Genomic DNA, 13,978 nt, shown 5'->3' with positions numbered 1-13,978 from the left:
GGTAGGCTTTGTCCGTGTCCCGGACCCGGCGCGGCACGAAGTGACACACTACTGCGTCCGGACCACGAGACCGCTACCTCGTCGGAACCGGCTTGGCGCCCCGGTAGTCGTAAAAACCGCGCTGGGTCTTGCGACCGAGCCAGCCCGCCTCGACGTATTTCACCAGCAGCGGGCACGGGCGGTACTTGGAGTCGGCGAGGCCCTCATGCAGCACCTGCATGATCGACAGGCAGGTATCGAGGCCGATGAAATCGGCGAGCTCCAGCGGGCCCATCGGATGGTGCGCCCCGAGCTTCATCGCCGCGTCGATTGCCTCGACGTTGCCCACGCCTTCATACAGCGTGTAAATCGCCTCGTTGATCATCGGCAGCAGGATGCGGTTGACGATGAAGGCCGGGAAATCTTCGGAGACCGCGACCTGCTTGCCGAGCTTGCCGACAAATTCCTTTGACGCCTCGAAGGTCTGGTCGTCGGTGGCGATGCCGCGGATCAGCTCCACCAGCTCCATCAGCGGCACCGGATTCATGAAGTGAATGCCGATGAAGCGTTCGGGCCGGTCGGTGGCGGCGGCGAGCCGCGTGATCGAGATCGAGGAGGTATCGGAGGCGACGATCGCCTCCGGCTTCAACACGGCGCAAAGATCGTGGAAAATCTTGCGCTTGACCTCTTCCTTCTCGACCGCGGTCTCGATCACGAGATCGCAGTCCGCGAGGTCGTCCAGCTTCTCGCCAGCCACGATACGCGCCATCGCCTTGGCTTTGTCGTCCTCGCTAACGGCCTTCTTGGAGACCTGGCGCGCCAAATTGCCGTTGATCGTGGCCATGCCTGACTTGAGGCGGTCGGTCGAAATGTCGTTGAGCACCACGTCGAAGCCGGCCAGCGCAGCGACATGCGCGATGCCATTGCCCATCTGCCCCGCGCCGATCACGCCGACCTTCTTGATTACTGCCGCCATAATGTCATCCACCGGAACGGCGCGCTATCAACCGCGCCTGCCTATCCCCCGAGCCGGGAGATCCGATTTAATCAGAACCCGGCCTCGAAACCTAGATTGGATCGCTTCGAAGGCGTGTCCCACGCCAAAGAAAACGCCTCAAAACGCAACACCGGCCGGAGTTTATAGCTCCGGCCGGTGTTTTAGCGCGTTTTACTTGCCGAGCTTGCCGAGTTCGGCGGTCAGCTCCGGAACCGCCTGGTAGAGGTCGGCGACCAGGCCGTAATCGGCAACCTGGAAGATCGGCGCGTCCTCGTCCTTGTTGATCGCGACGATCACCTTGGAGTCCTTCATGCCGGCCAGATGCTGGATCGCGCCGGAAATGCCGACCGCGACATAGAGCTCGGGGGCTACGACCTTGCCGGTCTGGCCGACCTGCCAGTCGTTCGGCGCATAGCCCGCATCCACCGCCGCGCGCGAAGCGCCGACGCCGGCGCCGAGCTTGTCGGCGAGCGGCTCGATATACTTTGCGAAGTTCTCGCGGCTCTGCATGGCGCGGCCACCGGAGACGATGATCTTGGCCGAGGTCAGCTCGGGACGATCGCTCTTCGCGACTTCCTCGCCGACAAAGGACGACAAGCCCGGATCGGCCGCCGCCGCGACGCTCTCGACCGACGCGCTGCCGCCTTCACCTGCTGCGGCAAAGGTGGAGGTGCGCACCGTGATGACCTTCTTGGCGTCCTTCGACTTCACCGTCTGGATGGCGTTGCCGGCGTAGATCGGGCGCTCATAGGTGTCGGGGGCGATCACCTTGGTGATCTCCGAGACCTGCATGACGTCGAGCAGGGCTGCGACGCGCGGCATCACGTTCTTGAAGCGCGAGGTCGCGGGCGCGACGATGGCGTCATAGGACGGCGCCAGAGAGACGATCAGCGCGGCCAGCGGCTCGGCCAGGTCGTGCGCGTAAAGCGCGCCGTCGGCGAGCAGCACCTTCGTCACACCGGCAAGCTTTGCGGCGGCGTCCGCCGCGGCCTTGGCGTTCTCGCCCGCCACCAGCACCTCGACGTCCGCGCCGCGCGCGGCCGCCGCGGTCAGGGCCTTGTTGGTCGCATCCTTGAGCGACGCATTGTCGTGTTCGGCAATCAGAAGCGTCGTCATCAGAGCACCCCGGCTTCGTTCTTGAGTTTCGACACCAGCTCGGCGACGTCCTTGACCTTGACGCCCGCCTTACGGCCCGCCGGCTCGGTCGTGTTGAGAACCTCGAGGCGCGCAGTGAGATCGACCCCGTAATCGGCGGCGGTCTTGTCCGCGATCGGCTTCTTTTTGGCCTTCATGATGTTGGGCAGCGAGGCGTAGCGCGGCTCGTTGAGGCGGAGATCGGTGGTGACGATCGCCGGTCCCTTCAGCTTCACGGTCTGCAAGCCGCCGTCGACTTCGCGGGTGACCTTGAAGTCGCTGCCTTCGACCTCGAGCTTCGAGGCGAAGGTCGCCTGCGACCAGCCGAGCAGCGCGGCCAGCATCTGGCCGGTCTGATTGCTGTCGTCGTCGATCGCCTGCTTGCCGAGAATGATCAGGCCCGGCTGCTCTTCGTCCGCAATCTTCTTCAGTATCTTGGCGACCGCGAGCGGCTCGACCGCGCCCTCGGCCTTCACCAGGATGCCGCGATCGGCGCCCATGGCGAGACCGGTGCGGATCGTTTCCGACGCCTGCGCCGGTCCGATGGAGACCACCACGACTTCGGTCGCCTTGCCGGCTTCCTTCAGGCGCAGCGCTTCTTCGACCGCGATTTCGTCGAACGGGTTCATCGACATTTTGACGTTGGCGAGTTCAACGCCCGATCCATCGCTCTTGACGCGGACCTTGACGTTGTAATCGACCACCCGCTTTACCGGCACCAAGACCTTCATCGATCCTCTTTCACTCAATCTGGGAGGGGGGTTATCAACTGGCGCGGAACCTAAAGGCCTGATCCGGCCCGGTCAACGCGCGAAGGGGTCTAATTTTGGCGCCCAGAAATGCGCGGCCTAATGGGTCAGCGATTCTGGCCCGGAACCCAGAGCACGTCGCCGGCGCCGTCATCGTTACTGGCGCGGCTGGCGACGAACAGGAAGTCTGACAGGCGATTCATATACTGGATGCCAGCGGCACCAACAGGCTCTTCCGGCCGGGCCGCCAGTTCCACCATCACGCGTTCCGCCCTGCGGCAAATCGTGCGGGCGACATGGAGGTAGGCGGCGGCGGGCGTGCCGCCCGGCAGCACGAAGGAGGTCAGGGGTGCCAGCTTGTCGTTGAGCGCGTCGATGTCGCGCTCGAGTCGCTCGACCTGGCTCGCCACCACCCGCAGCCGCTCCGCCTTGCCCTCACGTTCGGGCACCGCGAGGTCCGCGCCGAGGTCGAACAGATCGTTCTGGATGCGGCCAAGCATCGCGTCGAGCTCGGGGGCATCCCTGGTGTGAAGCCGGACCACGCCGATCGCAGCATTGGTCTCGTCGACCGTGCCATAGGCCTCGATGCGCAGATCGTATTTCGGCCGGCGTTCGCCCGAGCCGAGCGCTGTCGTGCCGTCGTCACCGGTTTTCGTATAGATGCGGTTGAGCACGACCATGTTAACGCCCCATCGCCCATACGGCGACCATCGCGATGACGATCGCCACGAACTGAAGCAGCACGCGCCAGCGCATCAGCTTCTGCGAGGTGCTGGGCGAGCCGCCGCGCATCATGTTGATGAGACCGAGCAGCAGCACCAACGCCACGGCGCCGACCGCGATCGGCAGGATGAAAGTACTCAGGAGAGATGCCATTCGAGGGTAGATAACACCCTGCGCGCCGGTCCGCCATGGCGTTCCCGATCTGGCTTTTAAGCCAATAATATCAGAAGCTAGCTAGATGATTTCCGATTTGCGCGAATTGCCCATCCTCTTCGCCTCTCCCCGCCTGCGGGGAGAGGTCGGAATGCGTTTCCCGCGCGCGGAAAGAGGAAGCAGCAACAGCAGTGCAGGTGGCGCGTGAAGGCAATCCGCACCATCTACGTCGTCGTGATGGACGCGTTCTACACGTTCCTGGCCGACGATGGCTGGGCGATCGCGAGCCATATCGCGCTGTCGACGCTGATGGCGCTATTCCCGTTCCTGATCGTCCTGACATCGCTCGCCGGCTTCTTCGGCTCCAAGGAACTCGCCGACCAGGCTGCAAGCCTCATGCTCCAGGTCTGGCCCAAGCAGGTCGCGGATTCGATCTCGGGGGAAGTCCACGACGTGCTGACCACGACCCGCACCGGCCTATTCACCATCGGCGCGGTGCTGTCGGTCTACTTCGCCTCCAACGGCGTCGAGGCGCTGCGGGTCGCACTGAACCGCGCCTATGCGGTCGTGGAGATGCGGCCCTGGTACTGGCTACGGCTGGAATCGATCGCCTACACGCTGATTGCGGCCTTCACCGCGCTCGCCATGGCATTCCTGATCGTGCTCGGACCGCTGCTCATCGAGGCCGCGCGTGCGCACATTCCGCTGTTCGTTGAATCCAACGAGAGGATCCTCACCTGGCTGCGCTACGGCATCACCGTCGGCGCGTTGGTGGTGGCGTTGATGATCCTGCATACCTGGCTGCCGGCGGGACGGCGCCGGTTCCTCCAGATCCTGCCCGGCATCGTCTTCACCATCGTGGCGTCGCTGATCTCGGGCATCGTATTCGGCCAGTACCTCGCGCGCTTCGCCAACAATTACGTGACGATGTATGCCGGGCTCGCCTCGGTGATCATCGCGCTGGTGTTCCTGTATTTCATCGCCGCGATCTTCGTCTACGGCGGCGAACTCAACGCCGCGATCATCAAGTCGCGGCTTCCTCACGGCGTGTCGCTGCAAGCAGCGCAGTCGCTAGCGCCCGCGGAGACACAGGCTTGACCAGAAAGGCGTCGGCGCCAGCCTCGCGTGAGGCGACTTCGTCCTCGCCGCGACCGGACACCCCGATGATGGGGATCTGAGCCAGCGGCGTCGCCATGGTGCGGATCCGCCTGATCGCCTCGACGCCATTGATGCCCGGCAGCACCATGTCCATCAGCACCGCGTCGAAGGCGCCCTGCGCAAGCCGGTTCACCGCGTCCTCGCCGCGCCCGATGAACTCGGCATGATGGCCGAGCTCGGTCAGGATGGTGTTGAGCACGACGCGCCCGAACGGATTGTCCTCGACGCTGAGCAAGCGCAGCGCCGGGACCGCATCCATCTCGGCTTCGCCCTTCGACTTGCTGGACTTGCCCGATCCCGTGGCATCCACCGACACCGTCAACGTGAAGGTGGCGCCGCCGCCGGGCCGAGGGGCGACCGTGATGTCGCCGCCCATCGCGCGCGCCAGTTGCTTCACCGACGACAGGCCCAGGCCGGCGCCGCCGAAGCGCGAGGCAATGGTGACATTGGCCTGGGTAAACGGGCGGAACAGCCGCTTGATCTCGGCCATGGTGAGGCCGATGCCGCTGTCGGACACCGCGAAGGCGACACCGACGCTGCCTTTGCCCTTGGCTTTGCCTCTGCTCTTGGTCTTTCCCTTGCTCTTGGCGGAACGCCAAGGCGCGACCGTGAGCGCCACGCCGCCGTGCTCGGTGAATTTCACGGCATTGTCGATCAGATTCTCGAGCGCGGCGCGCAGGCGGACGGGATCACCGACCACCAGCCCCGGCAGCTTCTCCGAGATATCGACCTCGGCCTGGAGACCCTTGGCCGCGGCGCGACCGGCCAGCGAATCGCCAGCGTTGCGGGCAAGGGTCCGCAGGTCGAACAAATCCTGCCGCAGCGTGCTTCCACCTCCGACGCCCTTGCCCGTCCCCTTGCCGGTTCTGGCCGCATCGACGAACAGGGTGGCAAGGTTCGCCAGATGCTCGGCACCGGCCTTGATCGTGTCGGCCCAGCGTCTTTCCCGTTCACCGAGATCCGAAGTCGCGAGCAGGTCGCTGATCGCGAGAATGCCGGTCAGGGGGGTGCGGACCTCATGGGCAAAGGCGGCAAGCGCGGCCTGGACGACGTCCGGCTCGACACGCTTGGTGCTGCGCTTGCGCAACCGGGCGGTCGGCCCGGAGCGCTTCCCAGCCACTCGCTTGGACGTCCCCGTAGTGCGCGCTGCGCGCGTTTTCGCCGCCATAACTCCCCTTCGAAGTATCGCCTTCGAACCCCGGGCTGTCAGGCGAGCATGGCACGGCGGAACACCTGGAGTCACGGCGCCGTTTGGCTAACCCCCAGAGAAACTTAACCTAATCCCACCAGCTGGCGGATACCGGCCGGCGTGGCGCCGGCAGCGCGCAGTTCACGAAGGCCGGTCGAGCTGGTTGATTTCGACAGCTTCCGGCCGCCCTCGTCGCGAACTAGCCCATGGTGGCGGTAGACGGGTTCGGGCAGGCGGAGCAGAGCCTGAAGCAGACGGTGGACCGAAGTGGCGTGAAACAGGTCCTGGCCCCGCACGATTTCGCTGATGTCCTGGAGCGCATCGTCGACAACGACGGACAGATGGTAGCTCGTTGGCGTCTCCTTGCGGGCTACAATGACGTCGCCCCAGGCTTCTGGCCGCGCCGGGACGACACCACGCTCACCATCGGGCCCCTCGCCCAGTTCGTTCCAGCTCAGGCCGACGGCGCGGCGGCAGGCCGCCGCCATGTCGAGCCGAAGCGCGTAAGGCGCGCCGGTGTCGATGAGGCGGTCGCGCTCGTCAGCGGACAGCGATCCGGCATTGCCGGGATAGAGCGGCGCGCCGTCGGGATCGCGCGGCCACGGCCCATCCGCTTCACGCGCCGTAACCAGCCTTGCGATCTCGGCGCGGCTTTCGAAGGCGGGATAGACCACGCCGAGCGCCGAGAGCCTGTCCAGCGCCGCCCGATACGCGTCGAGATGCTCCGACTGCCGCCGCACCGGCGTCTCCCAGGCAATGCCGAGCCAGGCGAGGTCTTCGTAGATCGCTGTCTCATATTCCGGTCGGCAACGCGTCGTGTCGATGTCCTCGATCCGCAACAAAAACCGCCCGCCGGTCTCGCGCGCGCGATCGAAATTGAGCAGCGCGGAATAAGCGTGGCCGAGATGCAGGTAGCCATTCGGGCTGGGGGCAAATCGGAAAACGGGTGGCGACATGCTTCGGAATTCATCATGGCCAGGCATAGCCGTCCAGACGGACGGCGTCGCTTCCGCTCGCCTGTGTCCCGGCCATCCACGTTCTTCGGTGCGGCGCACCGATCGTGTCAAGATCGCCGACAATGCGATGACCCCAGCCGTGCTAATAATAATGCACGGTTGGAAAGACGTGGATGGCCGCGTGGAAGCCTGGCCATGACGCCGGAGAGAGTTGACGATTGCCATGACCATCCACCTCGAAACCCAATCCGATCTCGAAGAGGCCGTCCACGCGCTCATCAAGCGCGATCCGCGGCTGAAGCCCGTGCTCGCGACCGCCGGCATGCCGGCATTGCGCCGGCGCGAGCCGGGCTTTGCGGGGCTTGCCCACATCGTTTGCGGACAGCAGCTCTCCACAGCGAGCGCTGCAGCGATCTGGGGACGGCTGTCCGCCGCGTTCGATCCGTTCGATCACGAGGCGGTGCGCCGCGCCCGCACCGACCGGCTGGGGCGGCTCGGCCTGTCCGCCGCCAAGATCAAGACGCTGAAACATCTCGCACGCGAGATCACCGCACAGCGACTGAACCTCGACGTGCTCGCAGAAGAAGACGCCGATGCCGCGCATCACACGCTGATCGCACTGCCCGGCATCGGACCGTGGACGGCGGACGTCTACCTGCTGTTCTGCCTCGGCCATGGCGACGCCTGGCCGGCCGGCGACCTCGCCGTGCAAGAAGGCATCCGCATCGGGCTCGGCTTGCAGGCGCGGCCGACGGAGAAGCAGATGGCGCCACTCGCCGAACCCTGGCGCCCCCTGCGCGGTGCGGCGGCGCATCTGTGGTGGAGCTATTATCGCGCGGTAAAAAAACGCGAAGGCGTCATCGCGGGATCAGCTTAGCCCCGCAGCCGAACGCGATCGGTCCGGGCGCAATCGGCGACGAAGTCGATGACGGCCCGCACCGCCGGCAGTTCGACGAGGTCGGGATGGGCGAGCAGCCACAGGTCCGCCACGCTGGCGAGCTTCTGCGGCGCGACGCGCACGAGATCGGGATAGCTTTCGGCGACAAAGCACGACAGGGCGGAGATTCCGAGTCCGGCGCGGACCGCCGCCAGCATGTCGCCCTGGGACGAGCAGCGCATCACCACCCTGGCCTGACGTGTGACGACGTCGCTCCAGCGCGCAAGCTGGACGTTGGAGGTCTGGTCGGCGAAACCGATGACACTATGCCCCTTCCACTCGCCGCGCCGTTCAGGCAAGGACCGCCCGCCGGCGTAGTCGCGTGAGGCGTAGAATCCCGTGCCGAGACGGCCGATCTTGCGGCCGACCAGATTTTCCTCGCCGCTGTCGAAAGGCCGCAGCACCACGTCCGCCTCGCGCCGGCGCACGCTGGCCGGAAACGGATGGGTGATGATCTCGAGCTGGACGTGATCATGCGCGCGCAGGAACGCAGGCAGGCGCGGCATCAGCCAATGCGAGGCCAGCGTCGCGCCGATCGACAGCTTGACGGTACCGCGCGCCTTGTGCCCTCCCGCCGAGACTGCTGTCTCCGCCCGCAGCGCCGCCGCCGCCATCGCCTCGGCGTGCTCGCGCAGTGTCCGTCCATCCGCGGTTAGCGCCAGGCCGTCGGCGGCGCGCGCCACCAGCCTGGTGCCGAGTTGGGCTTCCAGCGCCGCGATCTTGCGGCTGACGGTGGGATGGCTGCTGTGCAGCCGACGTGCCGCGCCGGTGAAGCTGCCGGTATCGGCGACGGCGACGAAGGTCTTGCATAGGTCCCAGTCCATCAGCGGCACTCTGTTCAAATCTGAATAGTTGTCTGTTCAATATTGAACGATGGGAGGCCGCACTCCAACCCCTATAATGGCGTGAAATGAAACATGGGCGGCAACTCGCCCGCGACAATCAACAGGGAAACGCCTCGTCATCCGCCTGCCGGCGGGCTGCGTTTTCGGGAGGACATCATGGCGCTGCCCGCTCTCTTGAAGGATTCGCTCGAGCTGCCCGTGGTCGGCTCGCCGCTCTTCCTCGTCTCAGGCCCGGAGCTGGTGATCGCCCAGTGCAAGGCCGGTATCGTCGGCTCGTTTCCGGCGCTCAATGCCCGTCCGGTGGAAAAGCTCGACGAGTGGCTGAGCCGCATCGAGAATGAACTCGGCGAATACAAGTCGCGCAATCCCGGCAAGAAGGTCGCGCCCTACGCCGTCAACCAGATCTGCCACGCCTCCAACGACCGGCTGATGAAGGACATGGAGACCTGTGTGAAGCACAGGGCGCCCATCATCATTACCTCGCTGCGACCGCCCGCCGAGCTCGTCGAGGCCGCACATTCCTACGGCGGCCTCGTGTTCCACGACGTCATCAACGTCAAGCACGCGCGCAAGGCCGCCGAGCAAGGTGTCGACGGCCTGATCCTGGTCTGCGCCGGCGCTGGCGGACATGCAGGAACGCTCTCGCCTTTCGCGCTGGTACGCGAGGTCAAGCAATGGTTCGACGGCGCGATCCTGCTGTCGGGCGCAATCAGCGACGGCTTCGCAATCGCCTCCGCCCTGACGCTGGGCGCCGACCTCGCCTATATGGGCACGCGCTTCATCGCGACGAAGGAAGCCAACGCTGACGAAGCCTACAAGTCGGCGCTGACGCAGCACGCCGCGCACGACATCGTCTACACCAACCTCTTCACCGGCGTGCACGGCAACTATCTCGGCCCTTCGATCGCCGCGGCTGGTCTCGATCCGGACAATCTGCCGGCCGCCGACAAGACCAAGATGAACTTCGGCTCCGGCGGCAACATGAAGTCCAAGGCGTGGCGCGACATCTGGGGCTCGGGCCAGGGCATCGGCCAGATCGCCGATGCACCGCCGGTCGCCGAGCTCGTCGACCGGATGAAACGAGAACTCGATCAGGCCCGAGAGGATTTCCTGATGCGCGCCAGCGCCTAAGGACTCGGACCGACAATAAAACGGGAGGACACCATGAAGCTGGCAGCCGCACTGATCGGCATGTCGTTGCTGACGCTCGCTGGCGGCAGCGCCCATGCCGAAGGCAGCGACGAGATTCGCATCGGGCAGACCCTGCCCTACAGCGGCCCGGCCTCCGGCTTCGGCGCAATCGGACGGACGCAGGAAGCGTTCTTCGAGAAGGTCAATGCCGAAGGTGGCATCAACGGCCGCAAGGTCAAGTTCATCACGCTGGACGACGCCTATTCGCCGCCGAAGACCGTCGAGCAGACCCGCAAGCTGGTGGAGCAAGAGGAGGTGCTGATGATGTTCGGCTCGCTCGGCACCGCCACCAACAGCGCCGTGCAGCGCTATCTCAACGCCAGGAAAGTGCCGCAGCTATTCGTGCTCTCCGGCGCCACCAAATGGGCCGAACCACAGAAGAACCCGTGGACGATGCCCGGCATGGCGGCCTACGAATCCGAGGGCGTGGTCTATGCCAAATATATTTTGCAGACCAAGCCGGACGCCAAGATCGCGATCCTGTCGCAGAACGACGATTTCGGCCGCGACTATGTCGCCGGCTTCAAGCGCGCGCTCGGGCCCAAGGCCGCAAGCATGATCATCGCGGAAGCAAGCTACGAGACCAGCGCGCCGACGATCAGTTCGCAGCTCTCGACGCTGAAGGCCTCAGGCGCCAACGTGCTGTTCGGCGTCGTGCTCGGCAAGTTCACCTCGCAGATGGTCAAGGGCGTGGCCGAGATCGGCTGGAAGCCGGAGCTGTTTTTCGTGCCGACCTCGGCGTCCTCGATCTCGTTTCTGGAGCCGGCGGGCCTCGACAACGCCGTTGGTCTGATCTCGTCGAGCAACCAGAAGGACACGATGGACCCGCAATGGGCCGACGATCCCGGCGTGAAGGAATATTTCGCCTTCATGAAGCGCTACATGCCGACCGCGGACCTCTCCAACTCCAACTACGCCGCGGGCTATCACTATGCCACGCTGCTGATGACGGTGCTGAAGGCGTGCAAGGATGATGTCAGCCGCGACAACATCCTGCGCCAGGCGGCCTCGCTGAAGGATGTGAAGCTGCCGCTGCTGCTGCCGGGAATGGCTGTTACGACCGCTCCCGACGACTATCTGCCGTTCCAGCAGCTTCAGCTGCGGCGCTTCAACGGCAAGAGCTGGGTCGGCTTCGGCGACGTGCTGGATGATCGCTAGACGAGCGGAATGAGGAGACGCCATGATCATCAGCGGCGAACGCCAGATCAGCTATGACGACATCCGGGCCCGAATCAAGCGGGCGATGAGCGGCTTCCGCGCCCTGGGGCTTGCCGAGGCCACGCCCGTCGCGATGATGCTGCGCAACGATTTCGCCCTGTTCGAGGTGGTTGCGGCCTCCGCCGCGCTGGGCAGTCCGGTGGTGCCGATCAACTGGCATTTGAAAGCCGAGGAGGTCCGTTACATCCTGGCCGACAGCGGAGCGAAGATCCTGGTGTGCCATGCCGATTTGCTGCCGCAGATCGGCGACGGCGTACCGCCGGATGTGCTTCTCCTGGTCGTTGCGACGCCACCCGAACTCGCAGCGACCTTCTCGATCCCTCGGGAGCTGACCGAAATCCCGGTGGGACTGACCGATTGGGACCGCTGGCGCGACGACCATCCGCAAGCGCAGGAGCCGCCGCGGCGAGCCGCAGCGATGATCTACACATCGGGCACCACCGGCATGCCGAAGGGCGTGCGGCGCATGCCGATGCAGCCCGAACAGGCGGCCGCCTCCGAACGCGTGGGCGGGATCGCCTATGGCATCAAGCCGCGGGAAGACCAAATTGTGCTGATCAACGGCCCGATGTATCACTCGGCGCCGCATTCCTACGGCATGTTGGCATTTCGGAGCAGCTGCACCATCATTCTCCAGGCGCGGTTCGATGCGGAGGAACTGCTGGCGCTGATCGAGCGCCACCGCGTCACGCATATTCACATGGTGCCGACCATGTTCGTCCGACTGCTGCGGTTGCCCGAAGCGGTCAGACAGCGTTACGACCTGTCGTCGCTGCGTTTCGTCGTGCACGGCGCCGCCCCCTGCCCGCCAGACGTCAAGCGCGCCATGATCGACTGGTGGGGACCGGTCATCAACGAGTATTTCGGCTCCACCGAGACCGGGATCCCGGTGTGGCACTCGGCCGAGGAAGCACTGAAGAAGCCCGGGACGGTCGGCCGCGCCATCGAAGGCGGCATCGTCAGGATCTTCCGCGACGATGGCAGCCCGTGCGGTGCCAGCGAAGTCGGCGAAATCTACATGCGCCAGATGGCGGTGCCCGATTTCGACTATCACGGCAGGTCGCAGGCGAGGACCGAGGCCGGCCGTGACGGCCTCGTCAGCGTCGGCGACGTCGGTTACCTCGACGAGGACGGCTATCTGTTCCTGTGCGACCGCAAGCGCGACATGGTGATCTCCGGCGGCGTCAACATCTATCCCGCGGAGATTGAGAACGCGCTGATCGGAATGCCCGGCGTGCGCGACTGTGCCGTGTTCGGCGTCCCGGACGCGGAATTCGGCGAACGGCTGTGCGCCTTTGTCGAGCCTGAATCGGATGCCGAGCTCTCGGCCGACGCTGTCCGATCGTTCCTGCGCGAGCGGCTTGCCAATTTCAAGGTGCCCAAGGACGTCGAATTCCGCGACGCGCTCCCGCGCGAGGCCACGGGAAAGATTTTCAAGCGCAAGCTGCGGGAGCCCTATTGGACGGCGTGAAAACAGGCGACGCGTCCGAGAGAGCGAGACCGTATAAACGGGAACGAGTGGCAATCGTTCCTGGGCCTCTTCAATATCGAGCAGTTTGAAGACGCGCGCTTCCGTCGCAAATGGAAGAGCAACCAATTCGAATCTCGTCTGTTGTCGACCGGCACAATCACTGCCGGAGGATAAACTATGTCACGTCTAATTTCGCTCGCTGCGGCTGTCCTGCTGCTCGGATCAATGCCCGTAAGCGCACAGTCCCAAAAGGCACAAAGCGGCCCGGGCAACAACGCCGTCAACAGCTCTGATCACAACAACTCCAACGCACCAGTCGCAGGCCGCAACAGCTTCACCGAGGGACAGGCGAAGTCGAAGATCGAGGGCGCGGGCTATTCCAATGTTTCCGGCCTGCAAAAGGACGACAACGGCGTCTGGCGCGGCAAGGCCGACAAGGCTGGGACCAAGGCGGACGTGAGCGTCGATTTCCAGGGCAACGTGAACCCCGCCAAGTAAGGAGGATAAAACATGACCACCACCATTTCTCGACTTTATGACACCTATTCGGATGCGGAACGTGCGGTCAGGCGTCTGGAGGCCGCGGGCGTGCCGCACTCCGACATCAGCATCGTCGCGAACAACTCCGATAATTGGTACGGCTCCTCCTCCACCGGCAAGGTCGACCGTGACCGCGACGGCGTCGATGACCGCGCCGAAGGCGCCGGTACGGGCGCCGGCATCGGCGCTGGAATCGGAAGCGCGGCGGGCCTGCTTGCAGGACTCGGCTTGCTGGCTATTCCGGGGCTCGGGCCGGTGGTTGCTGCCGGATGGCTGGCTTCTACGGCAGTTGGTGCCGCAGCGGGCGCCGCGACGGGCGGCATCGTTGGTGCGCTGACCGAAGCCGGCGTTTCCAAGGATGATGCGTCGCGGTACGCGGAGGGCGTCCGTCGCGGCGGAACGCTGGTATCGGCGCGGGTGCCCGACCAGGACCGCTCACGTCTCGATGCCCTATTGCACGAGAAGGCCGTGAACCTGCAGGAACGGAGCGCCGCCTGGCAAAAGTCCGGCTGGAACGGCTTCGACGCCGCAAGCCCGCCGCTGTCGCCTGACGATGTCGGCCGTGAGCGTGAGTTGTACGGCGCCGGCACGCGGGTGAGGTAGGGATGTTCCGCTCGCCGCGACGCGAGCGGCTGTGAATCCCAAGAGCGCGAGGGAGGCTCCACCGAGGTGGAGCCTTTTTCGCGTGTCCGTTCTCAAACACCGCGAGAGTGCCGCAGGTCTCTCTCACGGGCTGAC

General features: G+C 65.0%; 15 protein-coding genes. 7 read left to right on the top strand and 8 right to left on the bottom strand.

Annotated features, from left to right (window positions below; all coding sequences use genetic code 11):
* Window positions 1-73: 73 nt before the first annotated feature.
* From AC0L3P_RS26695 to AC0L3P_RS26675, 5 genes are all read right to left on the bottom strand, one after another.
* Window positions 74-955 carry a 3-hydroxybutyryl-CoA dehydrogenase gene (locus AC0L3P_RS26695; protein ID WP_456767537.1) on the bottom strand — a complete coding sequence of 294 codons (882 nt, stop codon included), beginning with the start codon at window positions 953-955 and terminating at the stop codon, window positions 74-76.
* Window positions 956-1,147: 192 nt separating this feature from the next.
* Window positions 1,148-2,092, bottom strand: coding sequence for an electron transfer flavoprotein subunit alpha/FixB family protein (locus tag AC0L3P_RS26690; protein WP_473306445.1), 945 nt, complete (start codon window positions 2,090-2,092; stop codon window positions 1,148-1,150).
* A complete protein-coding gene (locus AC0L3P_RS26685; RefSeq protein ID WP_007597346.1) occupies window positions 2,092-2,841 on the bottom strand; it encodes an electron transfer flavoprotein subunit beta/FixA family protein in 750 nt (249 codons plus the stop codon). The genes AC0L3P_RS26690 and AC0L3P_RS26685 overlap by 1 nt, the downstream gene beginning before the upstream one ends.
* 125 nt (window positions 2,842-2,966) lie before the next feature.
* A complete protein-coding gene (locus AC0L3P_RS26680) occupies window positions 2,967-3,539 on the bottom strand; it encodes a cob(I)yrinic acid a,c-diamide adenosyltransferase (protein ID WP_247285810.1) in 573 nt (190 codons plus the stop codon).
* Window position 3,540: 1 nt separating this feature from the next.
* Window positions 3,541-3,735, bottom strand: a complete 195-nt coding sequence (locus AC0L3P_RS26675; protein WP_247427614.1) for a twin transmembrane helix small protein — start codon at window positions 3,733-3,735, stop codon at window positions 3,541-3,543.
* A 204-nt stretch (window positions 3,736-3,939) separates the two neighbouring features.
* Here AC0L3P_RS26675 and AC0L3P_RS26670 point away from each other — a divergent pair, with 204 nt between their 5' ends.
* Window positions 3,940-4,833 carry a YihY/virulence factor BrkB family protein gene (locus AC0L3P_RS26670; RefSeq protein ID WP_275170925.1) on the top strand — a complete coding sequence of 298 codons (894 nt, stop codon included), beginning with the start codon at window positions 3,940-3,942 and terminating at the stop codon, window positions 4,831-4,833.
* On the opposite strand, the gene AC0L3P_RS26665 is transcribed toward AC0L3P_RS26670, so the two are convergent.
* Both AC0L3P_RS26665 and gluQRS read right to left on the bottom strand, forming a co-directional pair.
* Complete coding sequence (locus tag AC0L3P_RS26665) at window positions 4,760-6,061, bottom strand: ATP-binding protein (protein WP_473306441.1); 1,302 nt, start codon at window positions 6,059-6,061, stop codon at window positions 4,760-4,762. The genes AC0L3P_RS26670 and AC0L3P_RS26665 overlap by 74 nt on opposite strands.
* A gap of 104 nt (window positions 6,062-6,165) precedes the next feature.
* Window positions 6,166-7,038, bottom strand: coding sequence for a tRNA glutamyl-Q(34) synthetase GluQRS (gene gluQRS, locus AC0L3P_RS26660; protein WP_473306438.1), 873 nt, complete (start codon window positions 7,036-7,038; stop codon window positions 6,166-6,168).
* 223 nt (window positions 7,039-7,261) lie between these two features.
* On the opposite strand from gluQRS, the gene AC0L3P_RS26655 reads away from it, so the two are divergent.
* Entirely contained in the window at window positions 7,262-7,915 is a 654-nt protein-coding gene (locus AC0L3P_RS26655; protein ID WP_354061132.1) for a DNA-3-methyladenine glycosylase family protein, read from the top strand.
* Here AC0L3P_RS26655 and AC0L3P_RS26650 read toward each other — a convergent pair.
* Window positions 7,912-8,799 carry a LysR family transcriptional regulator gene (locus AC0L3P_RS26650; protein WP_354207852.1) on the bottom strand — a complete coding sequence of 296 codons (888 nt, stop codon included), beginning with the start codon at window positions 8,797-8,799 and terminating at the stop codon, window positions 7,912-7,914. The genes AC0L3P_RS26655 and AC0L3P_RS26650 overlap by 4 nt on opposite strands.
* A gap of 177 nt (window positions 8,800-8,976) precedes the next feature.
* Here AC0L3P_RS26650 and AC0L3P_RS26645 point away from each other — a divergent pair, with 177 nt between their 5' ends.
* The 5 genes from AC0L3P_RS26645 to AC0L3P_RS26625 all read left to right on the top strand — a co-directional run bounded on the left by AC0L3P_RS26645 (window position 8,977) and on the right by AC0L3P_RS26625 (window position 13,843).
* A complete protein-coding gene (locus AC0L3P_RS26645) occupies window positions 8,977-9,951 on the top strand; it encodes an NAD(P)H-dependent flavin oxidoreductase (protein ID WP_473306436.1) in 975 nt (324 codons plus the stop codon).
* A 33-nt stretch (window positions 9,952-9,984) separates the two neighbouring features.
* The gene (locus tag AC0L3P_RS26640) at window positions 9,985-11,169 is read left to right on the top strand and encodes an ABC transporter substrate-binding protein (RefSeq protein WP_473306433.1); all 1,185 of its coding nucleotides are present in this window, start codon (window positions 9,985-9,987) and stop codon (window positions 11,167-11,169) included.
* 22 nt (window positions 11,170-11,191) lie between these two features.
* A complete protein-coding gene (locus tag AC0L3P_RS26635; RefSeq protein WP_473306431.1) occupies window positions 11,192-12,700 on the top strand; it encodes an acyl-CoA synthetase in 1,509 nt (502 codons plus the stop codon).
* A 177-nt stretch (window positions 12,701-12,877) separates the two neighbouring features.
* Window positions 12,878-13,198 (top strand): PepSY domain-containing protein, encoded by a 321-nt coding sequence (locus tag AC0L3P_RS26630; RefSeq protein ID WP_027514171.1) that lies wholly within the window; start codon window positions 12,878-12,880, stop codon window positions 13,196-13,198.
* A gap of 12 nt (window positions 13,199-13,210) precedes the next feature.
* Window positions 13,211-13,843, top strand: coding sequence for a general stress protein (locus tag AC0L3P_RS26625; protein ID WP_275170916.1), 633 nt, complete (start codon window positions 13,211-13,213; stop codon window positions 13,841-13,843).
* Window positions 13,844-13,978: the final 135 nt, after the last annotated feature.

This window comes from Bradyrhizobium sp. WSM4874 (assembly GCF_055811835.1).
This window is presented reverse-complemented; position numbering and strand designations above follow the sequence as displayed.